Origin of the sequence: Pseudomonas sp. 5P_5.1_Bac1 (assembly GCF_025466015.1) — a bacterium.
In the GTDB taxonomy this organism is placed as follows: domain Bacteria; phylum Pseudomonadota; class Gammaproteobacteria; order Pseudomonadales; family Pseudomonadaceae; genus Aquipseudomonas.
This window is the reverse complement of sequence record NZ_JANLNX010000070.1, coordinates 122,126-143,494: the sequence shown is the minus strand read 5'-3', so window position 1 is coordinate 143,494 and position 21,369 is coordinate 122,126. Positions and strand designations below refer to the sequence as shown.

The window sequence follows — 21,369 nt, the reverse complement described above, 5'->3', positions numbered from 1 at the left end:
TAGCAAGTTGCCATTACCGCAAACAACACTGCCATCTGCCTGCATGGATGTACCTCACGATGAAAATAAAGAACAAACTCATACTTGCCTTCGTACTGGTGGCATTTATTCCGGTAAGCCTTGTCGGTGCCCTGTCGGTGCTGAGTATCCGCAGTGATGCGGTCGATCAGTTCGTCGAAAGCAGCACCCGTGAAATACGCCAGATCGACGGTAATATGCGGCAGTTCTTCGACGGCACTTCACAGAACGTCGATCAAATGTCCAAAGATCCTGTATACAACTCTGTAGAACAATTAAAACAGTACATCAGTACCGACGCCCCCAGCCAACCACTGCCGCCAGCGGCGAAACAAGTGATTGAAGCTTTTTCCCGTTATGGCGCCACTCATCCGGCCGCGGCGATTCTGTCCATCGGCCTGGAAGACGGCAGCTACGCCAAGTGGCCGGATGACCCGCAACTGGCCAACTACGACCCGCGCACCCGCCCCTGGTACAAGGCCGCGATGGCCAGCCCGCAGAAGACCGTGCGCACGGCGGCGTACTACTACGAAAAGGATGACGTGGCCCTGGTCGGCACCGCGCGGGCGCTGCTCGACGAGGCCGGCAAGGCCAAGGGCGTGTTCGTCGTTAGTGTCTCGCTGAAAAACCTCACCGAGCTGATCAAGAGCATCAAGCTGGGTGACAGCGGCTACGTGATGCTGGTCGAGGACGGCACCGTGCTGGTCGATCCGCGCGACGCCAGCCACAGCTTCAAGAAGCTCGCCGACCTCGGCGCGCCGTACGCACACCTGGCAGCCACCGGCCAGGGCGTCACCGAAGTCGAACTCAATGGCGTGCGCTACATGGCCAACACCTGGACCTCCCCGGGCCTGGGCTGGCACTTCATCGGCCTGATCGAGCACAAGGAAGTGATGGGCACCGCCACCCGCATGACCTGGCTCACGGCGATCATCGTCATCGTCCTGGCGCTGGTCTTCGCCCTCGTTGCGGCGGCGTTCTCGCGGGTGATCGTCAAGCCGATCGGCCAGGTCAGCACCGGCCTGCAGTCGATCGCCGAAGGCGAAGGCGACCTGCGCCGTGACCTGCAGGTGCAAGGCAAGGATGAAACGGCCGAGCTGGCCGGCTGGTTCAACAAATTCCTCGCGGCGATCCGCCAGTTGATCCAGCACATCGGCGCCGCCTCGGGCAATCTGCAACGCGCCTCGCAGACCAACAGCGAAATGGCCGGCAACATGAACGACGCCGCCGGGCGCCAGCGCGAAGCCGTCGAACTGGTGTCAACCGCTTTCAACGAGATGGTCGCCACCGCCAACGAAGTCGCCCGCTCCTGCAGCAGCGCCGCCGACGCGGCGGAAAATGGCCACCGCCGGGTTGCCGAAGGCAAGCAGCAGATCGAGCAGACCACCAATAACGTCAACCGCCTGAGCAATCGCCTGACTGAATCGTCCCAGGCCATGGTCGAGCTGGAACAGGGCAGCCGCGACATCAACCAGATCCTCGGCACCATCCGCGCCATCGCCGAACAGACCAACCTGCTGGCGCTGAACGCGGCCATCGAAGCGGCCCGGGCCGGCGATCAGGGCCGCGGCTTCGCGGTGGTGGCCGATGAAGTGCGGGCACTGGCCAAGCGCACCTCCGATTCCACCGGCGAGATCGATCAGTTGCTCGGCACCCTCGGCAGCAAGACCCAGGAAGTCTCGCAGAAAATGGAAAGCTGCCTGGACCTGTCCCGTGCCAGCGTATCGTCCATCGCCAGCGCGCAGGACAGCTTCGAAGGCATCCAGTTGTCGGTCAACGAGATCCGCGACCAGAACCTGCAGATCTCGGCGGCGGCGGAAGAGCAGCACAGCGTCGCCGAAGAGATCAACCGGCATATCCAGCAGATCTACGACGAAGCGCGGCGGGTCGAGGACCTGGCCCGTTCGGCGCAGCAGGACTCCGGACGGCTGTCGGAGTTGTCGCAGGAGCTGAGTGGCCTGGTGGGCCGCTTCAAGTCCTGAGGTGACACGGCGGAAGTATCGGCCTTGATACTTCCGCCCATCTCAAGCAGGGTGCGTGTTTTTCGACACGGAAGCTTTCCATGCGCCTTCTTGCCCTTGTTGCGCTCTGCGCCACGCCCCTGGTCGCCTGGGCCGATACCGACTTCGACCGACATGTGCGCGACGCCGCCGAAGCGCTGATGCGTGACAACGCCATTCCTGGCCTGGCCATCGCCATCACGGATAACGGCCGCCAGCACTTCTATGAATTCGGCGTGGCCGACAAGGCCAGCGGCCAGCCGGTGACCCGTGACACCCTGTTCGAGCTGGGTTCCATCAGCAAGACCTTCACCGCCACCCTCGCCGGCTACGCCCAGGCCAAGGGCACGCTGTCGCTGACCGCCAGCGCTGGCGACTACCTGCCGGAACTGGCCGGCACGCCGTTCGGCAAACTGTCGCTGATCAACCTCGCCACCCACACCACCGGCGGCATGCCGCTGCAATTCCCCGATGCCGTGAGCAACGACGCGCAACTGCTGGCGTGGCTCAAGGTCTGGACGCCGCAACAGCCGCCGGGCACCTGGCGCACCTACGCCAACCCGAGCATCGGCATGCTCGGCGTGATTGCCGCCAAGCAACTGCAAACCCCGTTTGTCACGGCCATGCAGGAACAGCTTCTGCCCGAACTTGGACTCAAGCACACCTATCTCGCCGTGCCGAAAGACCAACAGGCGCTGTATGCCTGGGGTTACGACAAGGGCGGCGCCCCGGTGCGGGTCAATCCCGGCGTGCTGGCCGACCAAGCCTACGGGCTGAAAAGCAGCAGCAGCGACCTGCTGCGCTTCGTCGAGATCAACCTCGGCCGGGTGAAACTCGCCGCACCCTATGAACAGGCCGTGCAGGCAACCCATCGCGGCTACTTCCAGCGCGGCGCCATGACCCAGGACCTGATCTGGGAGCAATACGCCTATCCTCTGACCTTGCAGACCCTGCTCGACGGCAACGACAACCTCACCGCGCTGCAGGGCGCGCCGGTCAAGGCCCTCGACCCGCCGCTGGCGCCGCAGCAACGGGCCTGGGTGAACAAGACCGGCGCCACCAACGGCTTCGGCGCGTATATCGCGTTCGTGCCGGAGCAACAGCGTGGCGTGGTGATCCTGGCCAACCGCAACTACCCCAATAGCGAGCGGGTGAAGCTGGCCTGGAGCCTGCTGGAGCGGCTGGACAACTAACTAGCGCGCGCGGACGGCCACTGGGGCGCTTCGACCGGTCTGGCGCCCCTGCAGCAACACCGCCAGCGCCGCCAGCCCGGCCGGAATCAGCAATGACGCGAACACCTGGGCGAAGCTCCAGCCCGCCGCCAGCATCTGCGCCCCGGCGAAGGCGCTGAGAATCGCCCCGAGACGACCGATGCCGCTCATCCAGCTGGCGCCGGTGGCCCGTACCTCGACCGGGTAGAACGCCGCCGCCAGCGCATTCATGCCGACGCTGGCGCCGTTCAGGCCAAAGCCCACGGCCCAGGCGATCACGCACAACCAGGCAAACGCACCGGCCACCTGGCCGATGGCGAAAATCACCACGCCACTGAACACGAAGGCCAGCATCAGTACCCGTTGCGGGTTCCAGCGGTCCATGGCCCAGCCCACCGAAATCGCGCCCACCGGCCCGCCAATCTGGAAGCAGGCGGTCACGATCGCCGCCTCGGCCACCGAGTAACCACCGCCCTCCTTCACCAGCGTCGGCAACCAGCCGCTGAACAGATAGACCAGAAACAACGCGAGGATGTAACCACCCCAGAGCATCAGGGTGCCGAAGCGATAGCCCGGCGACAGGATGGTGCCGACCGCCCCGCCGCCTGCCGTCACGGCTGCCGGCAAGGTGAAGACCGTGCCCGGCCCGACCCGCTCCGGTGCCAGGCGGCGGACGATGGCGCGAATGCACTCGAGGTCGGCGCCCTGGCGCACCAGAAAGGTCACCGACTCCGGCAGCCGCCAGTACAGCAGCGGCGCCACCAGCAACGGCAGCACGCCACCCAGCACCAGCACACTGCGCCAGCCCAGGTTGGGAATCATCCAGGCGCTGGCGAAGCCGCCCAGCGCCGCGCCGAGGGAAAACCCGCAGAACGCCAGGGTAATCAGCAACGAACGGCTGCGCGTCGGCGCGTATTCGCTGACCAGGGTACTGGCGTTGGGCATCGCCGCACCGAGGCCGAGCCCGGTGAGAAAACGCAGCGCCACCAGGGTTTCCAGATTCGGTGCGAAGGCCGAAGCGAGGGTCCAGCCGCCGAACAGCAACACGCTGCCCAACAGCACCAGCTTGCGCCCGTAGCGGTCCGCCAGAGGCCCGGCCACCAGCGCGCCCAAGGCCAGGCCAATCAGCGCGGCGCTGAGCACCGGGCCGAGGTCCTGCGGCCCCAGCCCCCATTCGCTTTTCAGTTGCGGCGCGATGAAGCCGATGATTGCCACATCCAGACCATCCAGGGCGATGATCAGGAAACCGAGGAAGACCACCCATTTCTGGTAGCCGCTGACCGGCTGATCATCGATCAGCCGGCGGATGTTGATGCTGTTGGAAGTGTCCACTGCCCTTGCCTCTTGTTGTTTTTGTGTGTGGTTGCAGTACGCGGAAATCCGCCGCACGCGTGTGGGCGTGCGGCGGTCGGCAACTCAACGGCGGTCGAGACTGCGCAGGTGCACGGGCTTGATGACGCGGGTCTCCTGGGCCAGCACCAGATCGCGGGTAGCGTGCAGGTAGGCGGCGAAATCCGGGTCGGCGTCGCGCGCGGCACTGCGTTTTTCGAAATCGTCGAGGCTGTCGTAGCCCCATAGATGAACCACCTGGTTCAGCGGACCGATGCTGCTGGTGTAGAACGCCAGCGGCGCGCCGAGGTGGCGCAGCAGGATCGGCATCGCCAGTTGGTCGAAGGCGTCGAGAAAGGCCGCCATGCACCGTGGCCTGATGGTGTAGATGCGGTGATCGACGATGGCCTTGTCCATCACGCCACCTCCTGCGCAGCACCGGCATCGTCAAGGCCCTGGTCGACGCCGGCCAGATGGCGGCCGGTGATGTAGCCAAAGGTCATGATCGGGCCGAGGGTGATGCCGGCGCCGGGGTAGTTGCCGCCCATGATGCTCGCGCGGTCGTTGCCCACCGCGTAGAGGCCGGCAATCGCCCGCTGGTCGGCGCCAAGCACTTCGCCGACGACGCTGGTGCGGATGCCGTCGAAGGTGCCGAGATCGCCCATGATCACTTTCACTGCGTAATACGGGCCTTCGCCAATCGGCGCCACGCACGGGTTCGGTTGGTGCGCGGGATCGGCCAGGTAGCGGTTGAAGGTAGTGGTGCCGCGCCCGAACTGGCGGTCCTCGCCCTTTACCGCACCGAGGTTGTACTGGCGAACGGTCTGCTCCAGCCCCTGGGCATCGATGCCGGTGCGCGCTGCCAGTTCGGCGAGGGTGCGGCCCTTGAACAGGTAGCCGTTGCGCAGCAGCGGGCCTTGAGGCATTGGCGCCGGTTTGGCGTAGCCGAGGCCGTATTTGCCGAGGGTGCGCCGGTCGCAGACCAGCCACATGGCAGTTTCCGTCTCTCCGGTGCAGGCGTCGATCAGCGCCGCGCCGACATCGTGATAGGAGTCCGATTCATTGGTGAAACGCCGGCCGCTGCGCAGCACGCCGATCACCCCTGGCTTGTAGCGATCGAGCAGGTGCGGAAACGCGGTATAGCGCCCGCCGCCCATGGGCACCTTGGACACCGGCATCCACGCAGCGGGCGCCTGCAGACGGATTTCCACCCGAGCGCCGAGGCTTTCGGCCATGCGCGCGCCGTCGCCGCTATTACCCGCCGGCACCGGCGAGAAATGCTCGCCACCGCGACGCACATGGGGATAGGCCTGTTTCAGCCGTTGCAGGTCGTGGGAGAAACCACCGCAGGCCAGCACCACGCCGCGCCGGGCATTGATGCGAAATTCACGCCCGCCTTCGCTGGCCAGCGCGCCCGTGACCCGCCCGCCTTCGCTGAGCAACTGGCGAGCCGGCGTCCCGGTGAGGATCGGGATGCCCAGGTCCAGCGCCGAGCGCACCAGCCGCGCCGCCAGGGCATTGCCGCTGGTGACCTGGGTTCCACGGCGGTACAGCGCCAGCTCCTTGAGGTGGGTCAACAGGCGCCGGGTGACGTAGGCGAACGAGGTCAGGGAACGGGTGACGTTGAAGAAGTGCTTGAGGTCGGCATTGGACGAATTGAACATCATGCCGATGAAGGTGATGGTCTTCAGCGGCGGGCGCAGGCGCGCCATGTCCGCGCCCAGGCCACGGATATCGTAGGGCGCGGCGAGAATCGAGCGACCGATGTCCAGGCCGCCGCCCACCTCGGGGTGGTAGTCCGGGTACAGGGTGGGGACGAATTTGACCGCCGTTTCCCGCTCGAAGTACTCCACCATCTCCGGGCCGTAGCGCAGGAACGCCTCGACCCCGGCCTCATCGAAGCAGGCGCCGGTTTCATTGCGCAGATAGGTCAGGGCCTTTTCCCGGCTGTCACCGGCGCCCTGGGCCTTGCCGTGAATATTGCCCGGCACCCACAGCACGCCACCGGAAAACGCCGTGGTGCCGCCGAAGCAGTCGTCCTTCTCGATGACCAGCACATCCAGCCCGTGTTTCTTCGCGGTGATCGCGGTGGCCAGGCCACCGGCACCGGCGCCAATCACCAGCACATCGCAGCTTCTCTCGTTCATGACCGTGCCCCCTCGAAACCGGGACGCGGAATCAGCGCCATGGGCATGCTTTCCAGGCCGCCATCCACCGTCAGTTCGGCACCGTTGATGTAATCGGCCCGCGGGCTGGCAAGAAACAGCGCTGCCTGGGCAATATCCACCGGCTCGCCGATACGGCGATTGGCAGTCATGGCGCTGCGCTGACGCTCGATCTCCGGGTCGGCGTAGAACGCCGCCGACAACGGCGTGCGGATCAAGCCCGGGCACACCGCGTTGCTGCGCACCCCGCGCGGCCCCCACTCCACCGCGAGCTGACGCGACAGCATGCTGACCCCGGCCTTGGCCGCGCTATAAGCGCCGCTGTTGGGCTGCGGGAAATGGGCGGCAATCGAAGCGATATGGACGATGCGGCCACTACCGCGCTCCAGCATCGAGCGGCCGAACGCCTGGGCGCACAGCAGATAGCCGCTGAGGTTGACCGCCAGCACCTGATTCCAGTGATCGAGGTCCAGGCCTTCGAGCGCCCCCGGACGCAGCACGCTGGCGTTGTTGACCAGCACATCGCAGCGGCCGTGCAGCGCCTGCACCTTGGCCGCCGCCTCGGCCACGCTGCGCGGGTCGGCGATATCGCAGGCCAGGGCGCTGACCTCGCCGACGCTGTGTTCGCCAAGGGTGGCCGCCAGTTCGCGGCATTTATCGGCGTCGCGGTCCAGCAGGACCACATGGGCCTGCTGCTCCACCAATGCCGCCGCGAGCGCCGCGCCAATCCCGCCGGCACCGCCGGTGACCACGCAAACGGCGGCGTCCAGGCCCAGCCAATGGGAGGAAGTGTTGTTATTCATGCTGCTCTCCAGAGTGTCGCTTGTTCTGGCGAACAGACTAGGACCGCGGCCCTGCGGCAAGAATGGACAAAACCTGCAACCGTCCAGACATTTTCGACAAAATCGCCGGCCACGCCTGATGCCCGGCCAGGGCTGTGGCACAGTGGCCGGGTCGCGATCACACAATTACAAGAACATGAACAAGATCCCCAATTACGCCCTCTACGGCGAGACGGCCCAGCCGGTGTGGCATGAGTCGCTGCATGTGGAGTCGATCTCGAAACGCTCCGGCGCCCACAACTGGGAAATCGCCGCCCACCGCCATGACGGCCTGTTGCAGTTGCTCTACGTGCAGAGCGGCGGCGGTGAAGTGCTGTTCGACAGCGACCGGGTGCCGGTGCAGGCGCCGTGCGTGGTGTTCGTGCCCGCCCAGGTGGTGCATGGTTTCCACTGGGCCGGCCAGGTCGAGGGCCAGGTCATCACGGCGGCGCAGCATCCGCTGGAAAGCATCGCCCAGGTGCTGGCACCTAGCCTGTCGAGCCAGATTCGCAAACCCCATGTGATCGCCCTGCCGCACTGGCGCGAGGACGAAGACCCGCTGCTGCCGCTGTGCCGCGCGTTGAGCGAGGAGTACCACAACCGGGCCCGCGAGCATGTGGCGTGCAGCATGTCGCTGCTGCTGGCGCTGTTTGTCCAGGCCCTGCGCCACGAGCATCTGGGCGGCGATGACGCGCAGCGCCGCGTGCCGTCCCGTCGCAGCCAGCAGCTCACCGCATTCCGCGAACTGGTGGACATGCATTTTCGCGAGCATCGCCCGCTAAACGCCTACGCCAGCGATCTGGGCATGACGGTCGCAACCCTCGGCCGCCTGTGCCAGGAACACTTGGGCATGACCCCGATGAACGTGATCAACGCCCGCATGGTGCTGGAGGCCAAGCGCGGCCTGGGGCATTCCGATCTGAGCGTTAAAGGCATCGCCCATGAGCTGGGCTTCGTCGATGTCGGTTACTTCAGCAGGTTCTTCCGCAAGCACGCCGGGATGAGCCCGAGCGACTTTCGCGGCGGCGGCAAACCCCGGCCGGCGCTGGCGCGGTGTTCGTGAAGGACACCGCCCAGCGCGCGACGGCCGATCAGCCCAGGGCGTCCACCACAAAGTCCAGGCGGTCCTGACCAAAGAACATCTGCTCGCCGACAAAGAACGTCGGCGCACCAAACACCCCGCGGGCCACCGCTTCTTCGGTCACAGTCTTCAGCGCCGCCTTGACCTCGGCATCGCCCACCAGCGCGACGAAGCCGTCCGCTTCGAACCCCGCCTCCGTCAGCACCTCGGCCACCACGGCCGGGTCACCGAGGTTGCGCCCGGTCACCCACAACGCCGTGAACATCGCCGCCAGGTAATCTTCGAAACGCTCCGGCTGGCGCAGTTGCACGCCGATCGCGCCGCGCATCAAGGTCAGGGTGTTGATCGGGAAATACGGGCTGAAGCGCAGCGTCACACCATAACGGGCGGCATAGCGCTGGAAGTCGGCGTAGGTGTAGCGGGCCTTGGCCGGGACGGTCACCGGCGAGCTGTTGCCGGTGGCCTGGAACACGCCGCCCAGCAGCATCGGGCGCAGCACCACGTTGGCGCCGTGCTCGGCACGCAGCCGCGGCAGTTGGGTCCAGGCCAGGTAGCTGGCGGGGCTTCCGAGATCGAAGAAGAATTCGACGGTCTTGCTCATGAGATTCAGGTCCTTGTGCGCAGATGGGGTCATTCCAGGGCGAGCGACGGGGCTTACCAACGTTCCATCCACGGGCGCAGGTCCAGTTCGAAGGTCCAGGCATCCCGCGGCTGAGCGTGCAGGTGCCAGTAGTTGTCGGCGATATGCGCGGGGTCGAGGATGCCGTCCTGGTCCTTGAGCGCGTAGCGCTCGGGGAAGCTGTCGCGGATAAACGCGGTGTCGATGGCGCCATCCACCACCACATGGCCAACGTGGATGCCACGCGGTCCCAACTCCCGCGCCATGCTCTGGGCCAGGGCGCGGATGCCGTGCTTGGCCCCGGCGAAGGCAGCGAAGCCGGCGGCGCCGCGCAAACCGGCGGTGGCGCCCGTAAAGAGAATGGTGCCGCGCTCACGGGTGACCATGCGCCGGGCCACCGCCTGCGCGGTGAGGAAGCCGGCGAAGCAGGCCATTTCCCAGATCTTGAAGTACTTACGCGGGGTTTCTTCGAGGATGCTGCAAGGCACGTTGGCGCCGATATTGAAGACGAAGGCGTCAATCGGGCCGATGCTGCTTTCGATCTCCTCCACCAGAGCCGCGACCTCCTCCTCCTTGCGCGCATCGGAGCCAAAACCATGGGCCTGGCCGCCCTCGGCGCGGATTTCATCCAGCAGCGGTTGCAGCTTGTCGGCACTGCGCCGGGTAACGCAGGCGATATAGCCTTCACGGGCAAACCGCTTGGCTATGGCGCCGCCCGTGGCATCGCCAGCGCCGATCACCAGTACGACTTTTTTGTTGTTATCGGTCATGGGTGTCGCCTCATTGATGAATGATCGTTTAGTGAACGAACGCTATGCTACGATCCGCACATTCGTCAAGCGTGTAACAGAGGATTTCCCAGGTGCGCTATTCCAACGACCACAAGGAACAGACCCGGCAGCGGCTGGTGCAAAGCAGCGGCGCCCTGGCCAAGCAGGGCGGGTTCTCGTCCACCGGCGTGGCCGGCTTGATGAAGGCCATCGGCCTGACCGGCGGCGCCTTCTACAACCACTTCCCGTCCAAGGACGACCTGTTCAGCGAGATCGTCCGCGAGGAGCTGTCCCACAGTTTCATCAACCTGCAAACCCAGGCCGGCGAGCTGAACCGGGACAAGCTGCAACGCTGCCTCGACCAGTACCTGAGCCTGGCGCACCTGCACAACCCGGAAAACGGCTGCGCGATTCCGGCCCTGGGCGCGGAAATCGCCCGGGCGGATATCAAGGTGCGGGAAGAAGCCGAGCACTGGCTGAAAACGTTGCACCAGGCGTGGGCTGTCACGCTGAAGGACGAAGCCTTGGCCTGGGTGCTGCTGAGTCAGTGTGTCGGGGCGCTGCTGGTGGCGCGGATGCTCGCCGGGGAAGACACCCGGGAGGCCGTGCTGGCGGCCAGCCGGGGATTTGCGCGCAAGGCGCTGGAGCAAGTGCCGTGAGGGGAATCAGTGCAGGTCGTTGCGGCGGTACAGGCTGACGCCGACCGCCAGTACCGCGAGCATGCCGGCGCAGCCGCGGTTGATCCATTGCATCACCCGCGCCGAGAAGGCACGTACCGCGTGTCGCCCGCCGAGGGCATAGACAATCATCACCAGGCAGTCGAGCGACGCGGTGACAACCGCGAGCACCAGGTACTGCTGCAACACCGGTTGGTCCGGGCGAATGAACTGCGGCAGGAATGCCGAGAAGAACAGCAAGCCCTTGGGATTGGACAGGCCGACGAACAGCGCCCGCAGAAAGCTCGAACGACCGCTCACAGCGACCGCCGTGCCGCTGGTACTCAACGCCTGCACCGGCGCACGCCAGAGCATCACCGCGAGATACAGCAGGTACGCCGCGCCCACCCATTTGACCAGGCTGAACAAGTGCTCCGAGGCTTGCAGCAAGGCGCCAAGGCCGCAACCCACGGCGCCAATGAGGATCAGGTCGGAGAGCATCGCCCCGGCCATGCCGAAGCCGGCCACGCGCATGCCGTGGCTGGCGCCGTTGTTGAGGGCCAGCAGCATCGCCGGGCCGGGCGTGACCATCACCGCGCTGGCGGCGATGACGTAAAGCAGAAGGGTCGAGGCGTCCATGACGGCTCCAGGCAGATCAAAGCGCGAAGGATGCCTGCGCCGCCCTTCCCACTCAAGCCCCCGGACAATTTGTCGGACGGCAGTAACTAAAGTTTGCGCGACCGGTCAAACTGCACATCCCCGACATTCGCCGCTGATCCCCGGCAGGAGCTACATGTCCCTCCGCGTTCCCTTCAGGCTGTGCCCCTCGCTGCTGCTGTGCCTGGCGCTCGGCGCCGCGCCTGGCGCATCCGCCGCCACACCGGCGACGGGCCAGGCCGATGACCTGTTCACCCTGCTCGACAATGTCACGCGCATGGCCTCTTCGGGGCTGGCCAACTGGCTCGCGCTGTCACGCGACAGCGCCGTGGCCAGCGGGGTCGAACCGATTCCGCTGCACATCCGCGCGCAACTGGAGCGCTGGTACGACTTCCAGGTGCTCGATGCCGCCCGCTATCAGGTCGGCAACACCCAGCAACTCGACGCGGCCAGCGCCTTCCTGCAGAACCCCGACGTCAGCGCCGTGACCCTGGTCGACGTGATCGTCTTCCGCACTGCCGAAGACGCCCGCGACAACGTCGCCCTGTGGGCCCACGAACTCAAGCATGTGCAGCAATACCAGCAATGGGGCGTGGAAGGGTTCGCCGCGCGCTACACGCGCAATTTCGATGCGGTGGAAGCGCCGGCCTATGCGATCCAGGCCGAGGTCGGCAAAGCGCTCAAACTGGCGCCGGGCGCCACCCTCGCCGCGCATCCGGCGCATTGAGCCGACCCTTCAAGCGACTCAAGGGGAAACGGCGTGTCAGCACAATTCCCCCTGCCCCGTCAGCAACACACCCGGCGCCCAACGCCCTTGGCGCCGTGTACCACTGACAGACTCTTCACAGTTCCTGTAGGACTTTTCATCTATCCAGCCGGAATTGTTCCACGCTTCTATACTCCTCGTACTCATCGAACCTGATTCGACGTATCGTGAGCGGCCCGTCAGAACCGGCGGTTTCCTCTCCTGAGTGACTCGGGAAAAATCCATTCCTGATGCAGGGCCTGCGATGCACAAGATTCTGATCGTCGATGATCACCCCACCATTCGTTTTGCCACTCGCCTGCTGCTTGAGCGCGAAGGCTACGAGGTCGTCGGCGAGGCCCACGACGGCGTCACCGCCGTCAGCCTGAGCCAGGAACACAGCCCCGATGTGGTGATTCTCGACCTCGGCCTGCCGCGGCTCGACGGCCTCAGCGTGCTGGAACGCCTGCGCGCCCTGGACCCGCCGCCACGGATTCTGGTGTTCACCGGGCTGCCGCCCAGGCTGTTCGCCAAGCGCTGCATCGAGGCCGGCGCGTCGGCCTTCGTGCGCAAGGACGAGGATCTGCAGATTTTCAGCGGCGCCCTCAAGGCCGTGCTCAACGGTTACTCCTACCTGCCCGACGCCCTGCGCATGGCGCCCCGCTCCAACTCCGAGGCCGAGCGCCTGGAGCGCTTGTCCAATCGCGAGTTCGAGGTGATGCGGCAACTGGCCAAAGGCGCAAGCAACAACGAAATCGCCGACGCCATGATCCTCAGCGCGAAGACCATCAGCACCTACAAGACCCGCATCATGGACAAGCTCCAGGTCCGCTCGCTGGCGGAACTGCTCGACCTGGCCAACCGCCACGAAATGCTCTGAAGCGCTCATGAACGCCCATCTGTTCTGCGCCTGGGGCTTCGGCGGCTTGCTCCTGCTGCTGCCCGGGCCGCTGCCGGCCAGCGAGCCGGTGACCCAGCGCGAATTGCTCGATCGTTCGGTCAGCAGCAGCGCGGCGCCAATCCTCAGCAGCGCCGACCGGCAATGGCTGGAACGCAAGAAAGTCCTGCGCCTGGGCACCTCGGCGCCGGACTACCCGCCCTTCGACATCAACGTCAGCCAGCACGACTACGAAGGCCTCACCGCCGACTACGCCGGGCTGCTGGCTGAGCAGTTGCGGGTCGGCGTCCAGGTGCTGCATTACCCCGACCGCAGCCAGGCGATCCAGGCCCTGCACCGTGGCGAAATCGACCTGCTAGGCAGCGCCAACGGTTTCGAGGGCGCCGACAGCGAGTTGCTGTCGAGCCTGCCCTACGCCGAGGATCAGGCGGTCATCGCCACGCCACTGGGCAAACCACGCAACCCCGACGATGACCTCGCCGGGCTGCGCCTGGCGATGGTCGATCACTACCTGCCGGCCGAACGCATCCGCGAGGTCTATCCCCGCGCGAACCTGCAGCTTTATGCGTCGAGCATGGCCGCGTTGTCGGCCCTGACCCAGGGCGATGCCGACGCCTTCATCGGCGATGCCATCAGCGCCGACTACCTGATCGGCAACCACTACCGCGACAGCGTGCAGATCAGCTACTACGTCAAACCGCTGCGCTCGTCCTTCAACTTCGCCCTCGAACACGACAACAGCACCTTGCTGCGGGTGCTCAACCAGGCCCTCGACAGCCTGTCGGAAAGCGACCGGATGAATGTCGCCCGGCGCTGGAGCAGCGGCCTCAACAGCGTCCTGCTCAACCGCGGCGCGCTGGTCCTGACGCCGAACGAACTGGCGTGGATCCGCGCTAATCCCAAGGTCAGAGTGGCGATCAACAAGTACTTTGCGCCGCTGACGTTCATTGATGACAAACAGCAGTTTCGCGGCATCACCGCCGACCTGCTGGAACAGATCGGCCTGCGCACCGGCCTCGACTTCCAGGTCGTCGAGGCGGCCTCGGTGCCGGAGATGATCCAGTTGGTCGAAGACGGTCAGGCCGATCTGGTCGGCACCCTGCCCTACGGCGCCGAGCGCGCCCGTACCCTTGATTTCACCCGGCCTTACCTGACCACGCCACGGGTGCTGGTCACCGCCGCCCACGCCAATGCCCCCGACACCGCCGAAGCGCTGGCCGGCAAACGCCTGGCGCTGATCCGTGGCACGCCGTACGCGCAGACCTTGCGCCGCGAGCACCCGGCTATCGAACTGGTGGAAGTCGATGACCCGCTGGCGTTGATGGAGTACGTCGCTCAGGGCCGCGCCGATGCCGCCATCAGCTCACAGATCAACGCCGCCTATTTCATCAGCCGGCTGTTCAAGGACCGCCTGCGCATCGCCGCGCTGCTCGACGACACCCCGGCGACCGCCGCGTTCGCCACCGCTCACGGCAACACCTTGCTGCATTCGATCCTGGAAAAGACCCTGCTCAGCATCGAGCCGGATGAGATGACCCAGCTTGCCAACCGTTGGCGGACCAATGCCTTGATCAGCGACAACCCGTGGCGCAACTACCGCGAGCTGGTGCTGCAGATTCTGGTGGTCGCCGGCCTGCTGATCGCCGCCGTGGTGTTCTGGAACCGCTACCTGCGCCGCCTGATCGGCCAGCGCACCGAGGCCGAACAGGCGCTGCAACGGCAACTGAAAATCAGCGAAGGACTGCTGCTCGAACTGCGCCAGGCCAAGGAACAGGCCGACAACGCCAACCACGCCAAGAGTGCGTTTCTCGCCACCATGAGCCATGAAATCCGCACGCCGATGAACGCGGTGATCGGCCTGCTGGAACTGGCCCTGAAAGATGCCGCCCAGGGCCGCATCGACCAGCCGTCGTTGCAGGTCGCGTTCGACTCCGCCAGCGGGCTGCTGGAACTGATCGGTGACGTGCTCGACATCGCCCGCATCGAGTCCGGGCACATGGCCCTGGCCCCCGAACCTACCGACCTGCCGCTGCTGATCCGCAGTGCCGCGCAAGTCTTCGACAGCAGCGCCCGGCTCAAGGGCCTGACCCTGGAACTGGACCTGCGCGGCCCGGCGCGGTCGGTGCTGGTCGATCCGCTGCGATTGCGCCAGGTGCTGTCCAACCTGCTGAGCAACGCCATCAAATTCACCGAACACGGCGTGGTGCGGGTCGAGTTGAACATCGAGGCGGCGAGCGACGACCTGAATGCCCGCATCGAACTCAGCGTGCGGGACAGCGGCATCGGCATCAGCGCCGCCGATCAGGCGCGGCTATTCAGCCCGTTCGCCCAGGTCGGCCAGCAGCCGGCGCGCCAGGGCACCGGCCTAGGCCTGGTGATCAGCCGGACCCTGTGCGAATTGATGAGCGGCGCGCTGCGGCTTTCCAGCGAACCCGGCCAGGGCACCCGGGTGGTGATCGACCTGAGCCTGCCGTGGGCCGGCCCGCTGGAGCGCGCGCAAGTGACCAGCGAGACGCAGGCCAACAGCCCGGCGCTGAACATCCTCGTGGTGGATGACTACCCGGCCAACCTGATGCTGCTGGACAAGCAACTCGGCGTACTCGGCCACCGCGTCAGCCAGGCCAGCGACGGCAGCGCGGCGTTGCAGCTATGGCGCGACGGCCAGTTCGACGTGCTGATCACCGATTGCAATATGCCGGGCATGGACGGTCATGAGCTGGCCCAGGCGGTGCGCGCTGAAGAGGCCGCGAGCCAGCGGCGCCGCTGCCTGATCCTCGGCCTGACCGCCAATGCCCAGGCCGAGGAACGCGAGCATTGCGTGGCGTCGGGAATGGATGACTGCCTGTTCAAGCCCATCGGCCTTGGCGCCTTGCGCCAGCACCTGAGCGGGCTGGACGTGACGCCCGCCATGGCAGCCAGCGAGGACGACAGCGGTTTCGACCTCGATGAACTGCGTCACCTGACCCTCAACGACCCGCAACTGATCCAGCGCCTGATCGCCGAACTGGCCCACAGCACCACCCTGGACCTTGCTGCCTTGCGCGCCCTCGGCCCGGACTCGCCGCGACCGGCGCTCAAGGCACTGGTCCACCGGATTCGCGGCGGCATGAAAATGCTCAAGGCGCGCGGGCTGGTGGCGCATTGCGATGCGCTGGAACGAGGGTGTGCGCAGAAGTTGGGGGATGGGGAATTGCAGGTGCTGAAGGGGCGGCTGGAGGAGAGTTTGGAGAGGTTGTTGCGCAGGCTTGATTGATGGGGCCGCATCGCGAGCAAGCTCGCTCCTACAGGATTGCGATTGAACCCTGTAGGAGCGCGCTTGCTCGCGATACTCGCAATAAAAGATCAAAGCGCCTTGCGCAACCCCGGCAACCGCACCAGCGACCACCCCGTCTCCGACTCCGACAAGGTCAAACGAATCTCGTCCAGTTGCATATTGCTCAGCAACGTCGAGACCAGGTCCCCCACCATCCAGTTGGCCGTGTTGGACGCGATCACCCGACCATCGGCGGACAACAACACCGCCTCATGGTCCAGGCGCATCAAGCTGCGCACCAGCAGGCGTTCGACGTTGTGCAACGACAGGTCGAGCCCGGCGACACCAATGAAACGCCCCTGCACCATGATCGGCATGGTGAAGGTCAACACGTACAGGTTGGTGCCGTAGAGGTCGACGTAAGGCCCCTCCACCACGCTTTTGCCGGTATCGCGGGGACGGCGGTACCAGGGCATTTCGGTGTAGTCGTAGTAATTCTCGCGGCGCCGGTCAAAATTGGGCCGCAGCGGCAGGGTCTTGCCGCCGTCCGCCAGGTACCACCATTCCAGGTGCATTTCCCGGTCGGCCAGACAGTTGGGCTCGACGATCACACCGCCACCGCAACCAAAGGCACCGGTCGCGAGCAACTGGCGGTCGATGGCCGGGCGCAAGGACGCCAGGTCTTTCGCGGCGGGCTGCCGGCCCTCGGCCAGAACCCGCTCCCAGAGCGAGCGGGTGTCCTCCACCAACTCGCGGACCTGGTTGAAAATAGTCCCCAGGGTGCTGTCCAACTGCTGGGCGCAGGCCGAAAAGGACGCGTTATCGCTCAGGGCAAACATGGCATTACCTCACGCAGGTTCGGCATTTCTTGTTATGTCATCAGGCGTTGTGTCACGCCATTTCAGTCTTCATCGGTTTCGGCCAGCAGTTCCAGACGCAGGCTGATCAGGCGCTTGATACCGCGGCTGACATGGGCCTCGGCCAGCGCGCCGGCCAGCACCGCATCCCCCGCGACCAGCGCCTGCAGGATCGCCTGGTGTTCCTGCTCGACCACCGCCACATCGCTGCCGCCCGCCGCGTCCATCCACAACAGTTCGCCCACTTCGGATTGCAAGCGCATCTCTGCGTTGGTCAGGCGCAGCGACTGGGCGGCCGCGGCCACCTCGATGTGGAAACGGGCATCGGCGCGATGCCGCGCCTGACGCGAGGCGGCTTGTCGGAGCATGTCGATGTGATGGGCGATGCGCGCCTGCTGCTCGGGCGAACTGCGCCGGGCCGCCAGGCGCGCGGCGGTGCCGGAAATGGCGGTCTGCTCATCGCCCAGGTCGCGCAGGTCCGGGCCGCTCATGTCGCGCAGGCGTTGCAGCAGCAACGCCTCGGGTAATTCGATCGGCGCGCAGACGAAACTGCCGCCGTTACGCCCGCGCCGGGTTTCGATCAACCCGCGCTGGCGCAACACCACCAGCGCCTCGCGCAGCGTGACCGTGGCCACGCCCAGTTGCAGCGCCAGTTCCGCCTCGCTGGGCAACTGCTGGCCTTCGGCGAACAGCCCCAGTTCGATGGCCTCCACCAGCCGGCGCGCCACCTCATCGGTGCGCCCTTCCTGGCGCAGCCGGATGAATGCGGTGTTACGAGCACTATTAAGGGCAGTCATTGCCTCTCCCTATCGAGCATTGCAGAGCCTGAAGCCAGCCTCGGCGAAAAAATTCAATCCCGCATCTTATAGCGAAGAACCGGACGCTTGATAGCGCCGAACTCGCCTCGACTTAGCTTTTTCAAGCCAGTTGGCAAGAATCAAACTTTAAGATATGGTTTCATATGTTTAAAGCAGGAACGCGAGCATTCACGACGTCCGCGCCTGCATCAGCGATTTCCGTCAACAAATCCAACCAAGGAATACGCCATGCAAACCCGACTCCTGATCAATGGCCAGTTGATCGATGGGCAAGGTGCTCCCTACGCCGTGTACAACCCCGCCGAGGGCAGCGTCCTGGTGAACATCCCCGAAGCCAGCAGCGCTCAGGTTGACGCCGCGGTGCAGGCCGCCGACCAGGCGTTCGACGGCTGGTCGCAGACCCCGCCGAAGGACCGCGCGCACCTGCTGCTGAAGCTGGCCGATCGCATCGAGGCCGAGGCCGAAACCCTCGCCCGCCTCGAATCGCTGAACTGCGGCAAGCCTTATCAGGCCGCCCTCAACGATGAAATCCCGGCCATCGCCGACGTCTTCCGCTTCTTCGCCGGCGCCAGCCGCTGCCTGTCGGGCTCCGCGGGTGGCGAATACCTGCCGGGCCACACCTCGATGATCCGCCGCGACCCACTGGGCGTGGTCGCTTCCATCGCGCCGTGGAACTACCCGCTGATGATGGTCGCCTGGAAACTCGCCCCGGCCCTGGCCGCCGGCAACACCGTGGTGCTCAAGCCGTCCGAGCAGACGCCGCTGACCGCCCTGGCCCTCGGCGAAATCATCGCCGAGCTGTTCCCTGCCGGCGTGGTCAACATCCTTTTCGGCCGGGGCCCGAGCGTCGGCGAGCCACTGGTCAATCACGCCAAGGTGCGCATGGTCTCGCTGACCGGTTCGGTCGCCACCGGGGCGCGCATCATTTCCAGCACCGCCAGCAGCGTAAAGCGCACCCATATGGAACTGGGCGGCAAGGCGCCAGTGCTGATCTTCGATGACGCCGATATCGACGCCGCCGTCGAAGGCATCCGCGCGTTCGCCTTCTACAACGCTGGCCAGGACTGCACCGCCGCCTGCCGCCTCTACGTTCAGAAAGGGGTCTACGAGCGCTTCGTCAGCCAGTTGGGCGAGGCGGTATCAAGCCTGCGCATGGGCCTGCAGGACGACCCGGAGACTGAACTCGGCCCGCTGATCACCCGCGATCACCTTGAGCGCGTGGCCGGCTTCGTCGAGCGCGCCAAGGCGCAGCCGCATATCCGTGTGGTCACCGGCGGCAACCGCGTCGACGGCCCGGGCTTCTTCTTCGAGCCGACCGTTCTGGCCGATGCCCGCCAGGACGATGAAATCGTTCAGCGTGAAGTCTTCGGGCCGGTGGTCAGCATCACCCCGTTCGACGACGAAGCGCAGGCCCTGGCCTGGGCCAACGACTCCGACTACGGCCTGGCCTCCTCGGTCTGGACCCGCGACGTCGGCCGTGCCAACCGCCTGGCCGCGCGCCTGCAATACGGCTGCACCTGGGTCAACACGCACTTCATGCTGGTCAGCGAAATGCCCCACGGCGGCATGAAGCAGTCGGGCTACGGCAAGGACATGTCGATGTACGGCCTGGAAGACTACACCTGCGTCCGCCACGTGATGTTCAAGCACTGATTCGCACCGAAGGGGTGCCTTGCGCCCCATTTCGCAGCACCGATCCGGTCGCCGGCACCACCCTTCACCTTTGCAACACCTGATGAAACCGGCTCAAAACCGGCCTTTGCGATAAAACATATAAAACCATAGGCAATATGGCATAGGTTCTGCTTTATCCCCGACACGAAGCAGAAACCGGTCGCCATTGTTACCCACCGGCCCAAACCGGGGTAACGACTTACGAGGTGTGTCACCCATGCTTATCACCGGCATCAAGAGCCGTCCGGTCTACGACCGGCTGCAACCCATGACGGGCGGCCTGCGCCACCTGATCGCGGGCCAGGGCAGCGGCGGCGCGGCCATGCTGCGCCTGATCGCGGACATGTCCGCCGAACAGCGCCACAACAGCGCCCTGCTCTACTCCACCGAATCCTTCTCCGGCCACACCCACTTGCAGGACCTGCAAGACGCCGACGTGGCGGGACTGGAAGTGTTCCCCAGCAACCAGGCGCTGCTCGACGCCCTGCGCGAACGCCTCGGCGCCGCCCGCATGGGCACCCGCCTGTACCTGAGCGGCTCGGAAAGCTTTATCGGCACCGCCATGCAGGCCGCCAACGAAGTCGACCTGAACCGCGACGAAGTGCTGCGTGAACACAGCGGCACCCTGGTTCGCCGGGTCTGGTGCGCGCACTGCGACACCTACACCGAAAACGTCGCGCAGCGTGTCTTCACCTGCCCCGGTTGCCAGCTCAACCTCGTGGTGCGCGACCACTATTCCCGTCGTCTGGCCGCCTTCCAGGGCATCAAGGCCGACGGCGAAGTCCCAGGCGAACTGCCCGCTGCCGAGGAGCTCGACACATGAATACCCATAACGGCACCCTCGCCGTCCGCGTGGCCCGGATCGAACCGCTGACCCCGGAAATCACCCGCTTCACCCTGGTCGATCCGGACGGCAAGAGCCTGCCCGCCTTCTCCGGCGGCAGCCATGTGGTGGTGGTGCTCGAAGACGGCGACAAGACTCACCGCAACGCCTACTCGCTGATGAGTTCGCCCTACGACGCCAGCGCCTACCAGATCGCCGTGCGCCGGGTCAGCGAAGGCCGCGGCGGCTCGCGCTACCTGCACGACCGGGTGAGCGAAGGCGACCTGCTGCAAATCCTGCAACCGGCCAACCTGTTCCCGCTGGCCAAGCACGCCCGCCAGCACCTGTTCATCGCCGGCGGCGTCGGCATCACCCCGGTGTATTCGCAACTGGAAGAGCTGCAACTCAAGCAGTCCACCTTCGAGCTGCACCTGGCCGTGCGCGGCCCGGAGCACCTCGCCCTCGGTCGCGAACTGCAAGCCCGCTACGGCGCCCGGGTGCATCTGTATGTGCAGGGGGAGGACGAGCGCATGGACATCCCGCGTATCCTCGCCGGCCGTCAGTTGGGCAGCCACGTCTACGTCTGCGGCCCGGACAGCATGATCGACGACACCGTCGAAAGCGCCCACGCCCTGGGCTGGACCGACAGCCACATCCACTACGAACGCTTCGTCGAGCAAGGCTCCAACGGCCTGCCGTTCAGCGTCACCCTGGCGCGCCAGGGCGTGACCATCGAAGTGCCGGCCGAACAGTCGCTGCTCGAAGCCGCCGAACAGGCCGGCTACACCGTGCCGTACCTGTGCCGCGGCGGCGCCTGCGGCTACTGCGAAACCGAAGTGCTGGAAGTCGAGGGCGAACTCGACCACCGCGATGACTGGCTCAGCGACGAAGACAAGCTGAGCAAGCGCAAATTCATGCCCTGCGTATCCCGCGCCAACTGCAGCCGCCTGGTCGTAGACCTCTGAGACAGGAAG

General features: G+C 65.6%; 19 protein-coding genes. 10 read left to right on the top strand and 9 right to left on the bottom strand.

The window, feature by feature from the left end:
• Window positions 1–59: 59 nt before the first annotated feature.
• Together NTD82_RS15660 and ampC are read left to right on the top strand one after the other, a co-directional pair.
• The gene (locus NTD82_RS15660) at window positions 60–2,000 is read left to right on the top strand and encodes a methyl-accepting chemotaxis protein (protein WP_095155025.1); all 1,941 of its coding nucleotides are present in this window, start codon (window positions 60–62) and stop codon (window positions 1,998–2,000) included.
• A gap of 80 nt (window positions 2,001–2,080) precedes the next feature.
• Window positions 2,081–3,211 (top strand): class C beta-lactamase, encoded by a 1,131-nt coding sequence (ampC, locus tag NTD82_RS15655; RefSeq protein ID WP_262129360.1) that lies wholly within the window; start codon window positions 2,081–2,083, stop codon window positions 3,209–3,211.
• Here the strand turns inward: ampC and NTD82_RS15650 are convergent, their stop codons facing one another.
• From NTD82_RS15650 to NTD82_RS15635, 4 genes are all read right to left on the bottom strand, one after another.
• Window positions 3,212–4,561 (bottom strand): MFS transporter, encoded by a 1,350-nt coding sequence (locus NTD82_RS15650; protein WP_262129359.1) that lies wholly within the window; start codon window positions 4,559–4,561, stop codon window positions 3,212–3,214. It abuts the gene before it with no gap.
• Window positions 4,562–4,645: 84 nt separating this feature from the next.
• Window positions 4,646–4,975: an NIPSNAP family protein gene (locus tag NTD82_RS15645; protein ID WP_262129358.1), complete on the bottom strand. Its 330-nt coding sequence runs from the start codon at window positions 4,973–4,975 to the stop codon at window positions 4,646–4,648.
• Window positions 4,975–6,705: an FAD-dependent oxidoreductase gene (locus NTD82_RS15640; protein WP_262129356.1), complete on the bottom strand. Its 1,731-nt coding sequence runs from the start codon at window positions 6,703–6,705 to the stop codon at window positions 4,975–4,977. The genes NTD82_RS15645 and NTD82_RS15640 overlap by 1 nt, the downstream gene beginning before the upstream one ends.
• Window positions 6,702–7,526, bottom strand: a complete 825-nt coding sequence (locus NTD82_RS15635; protein ID WP_095155030.1) for an SDR family NAD(P)-dependent oxidoreductase — start codon at window positions 7,524–7,526, stop codon at window positions 6,702–6,704. The genes NTD82_RS15640 and NTD82_RS15635 overlap by 4 nt, the downstream gene beginning before the upstream one ends.
• 175 nt (window positions 7,527–7,701) lie before the next feature.
• On the opposite strand from NTD82_RS15635, the gene NTD82_RS15630 reads away from it, so the two are divergent.
• Window positions 7,702–8,607 carry a helix-turn-helix domain-containing protein gene (locus tag NTD82_RS15630; protein WP_262129354.1) on the top strand — a complete coding sequence of 302 codons (906 nt, stop codon included), beginning with the start codon at window positions 7,702–7,704 and terminating at the stop codon, window positions 8,605–8,607.
• 28 nt (window positions 8,608–8,635) lie between these two features.
• On the opposite strand, the gene NTD82_RS15625 is transcribed toward NTD82_RS15630, so the two are convergent.
• Window positions 8,636–9,226, bottom strand: a complete 591-nt coding sequence (locus tag NTD82_RS15625; protein ID WP_262129353.1) for a 2-hydroxychromene-2-carboxylate isomerase — start codon at window positions 9,224–9,226, stop codon at window positions 8,636–8,638.
• Window positions 9,227–9,279: 53 nt separating this feature from the next.
• Complete coding sequence (locus NTD82_RS15620) at window positions 9,280–10,014, bottom strand: SDR family oxidoreductase (protein WP_095155032.1); 735 nt, start codon at window positions 10,012–10,014, stop codon at window positions 9,280–9,282.
• Window positions 10,015–10,106: 92 nt separating this feature from the next.
• Between NTD82_RS15620 and NTD82_RS15615 the strand changes: the two genes are divergently transcribed.
• Window positions 10,107–10,673: a TetR/AcrR family transcriptional regulator gene (locus tag NTD82_RS15615; protein ID WP_262129352.1), complete on the top strand. Its 567-nt coding sequence runs from the start codon at window positions 10,107–10,109 to the stop codon at window positions 10,671–10,673.
• Between the two features lie 6 nt (window positions 10,674–10,679).
• Here the strand turns inward: NTD82_RS15615 and NTD82_RS15610 are convergent, their stop codons facing one another.
• Window positions 10,680–11,309, bottom strand: a complete 630-nt coding sequence (locus NTD82_RS15610; protein ID WP_095155034.1) for a LysE family translocator — start codon at window positions 11,307–11,309, stop codon at window positions 10,680–10,682.
• 154 nt (window positions 11,310–11,463) lie between these two features.
• Between NTD82_RS15610 and NTD82_RS15605 the strand changes: the two genes are divergently transcribed.
• The 3 genes from NTD82_RS15605 to NTD82_RS15595 all read left to right on the top strand — a co-directional run bounded on the left by NTD82_RS15605 (window position 11,464) and on the right by NTD82_RS15595 (window position 16,223).
• Window positions 11,464–12,054: a DUF4157 domain-containing protein gene (locus NTD82_RS15605; protein ID WP_262129350.1), complete on the top strand. Its 591-nt coding sequence runs from the start codon at window positions 11,464–11,466 to the stop codon at window positions 12,052–12,054.
• A 283-nt stretch (window positions 12,055–12,337) separates the two neighbouring features.
• Window positions 12,338–12,952, top strand: coding sequence for a response regulator transcription factor (locus tag NTD82_RS15600; RefSeq protein WP_095155036.1), 615 nt, complete (start codon window positions 12,338–12,340; stop codon window positions 12,950–12,952).
• Window positions 12,953–12,959: 7 nt separating this feature from the next.
• The gene (locus tag NTD82_RS15595) at window positions 12,960–16,223 is read left to right on the top strand and encodes a transporter substrate-binding domain-containing protein (RefSeq protein WP_262129349.1); all 3,264 of its coding nucleotides are present in this window, start codon (window positions 12,960–12,962) and stop codon (window positions 16,221–16,223) included.
• Between the two features lie 89 nt (window positions 16,224–16,312).
• Here the strand turns inward: NTD82_RS15595 and NTD82_RS15590 are convergent, their stop codons facing one another.
• Complete coding sequence (locus tag NTD82_RS15590) at window positions 16,313–17,062, bottom strand: cache domain-containing protein (protein ID WP_095155038.1); 750 nt, start codon at window positions 17,060–17,062, stop codon at window positions 16,313–16,315.
• Window positions 17,063–17,124: 62 nt separating this feature from the next.
• Window positions 17,125–17,877, bottom strand: a complete 753-nt coding sequence (locus NTD82_RS15585; protein WP_095155039.1) for a FadR/GntR family transcriptional regulator — start codon at window positions 17,875–17,877, stop codon at window positions 17,125–17,127.
• A gap of 249 nt (window positions 17,878–18,126) precedes the next feature.
• On the opposite strand from NTD82_RS15585, the gene NTD82_RS15580 reads away from it, so the two are divergent.
• From NTD82_RS15580 to NTD82_RS15570, 3 genes are all read left to right on the top strand, one after another.
• A complete protein-coding gene (locus NTD82_RS15580; RefSeq protein ID WP_262129348.1) occupies window positions 18,127–19,551 on the top strand; it encodes a gamma-aminobutyraldehyde dehydrogenase in 1,425 nt (474 codons plus the stop codon).
• 238 nt (window positions 19,552–19,789) lie between these two features.
• Complete coding sequence (locus tag NTD82_RS15575) at window positions 19,790–20,395, top strand: dimethylamine monooxygenase subunit DmmA family protein (protein ID WP_262129347.1); 606 nt, start codon at window positions 19,790–19,792, stop codon at window positions 20,393–20,395.
• Window positions 20,392–21,360 (top strand): PDR/VanB family oxidoreductase, encoded by a 969-nt coding sequence (locus NTD82_RS15570; RefSeq protein ID WP_262129346.1) that lies wholly within the window; start codon window positions 20,392–20,394, stop codon window positions 21,358–21,360. Before NTD82_RS15575 ends, NTD82_RS15570 begins: the two co-directional genes overlap by 4 nt.
• The last annotated feature ends 9 nt before the right edge of the window (window positions 21,361–21,369 follow it).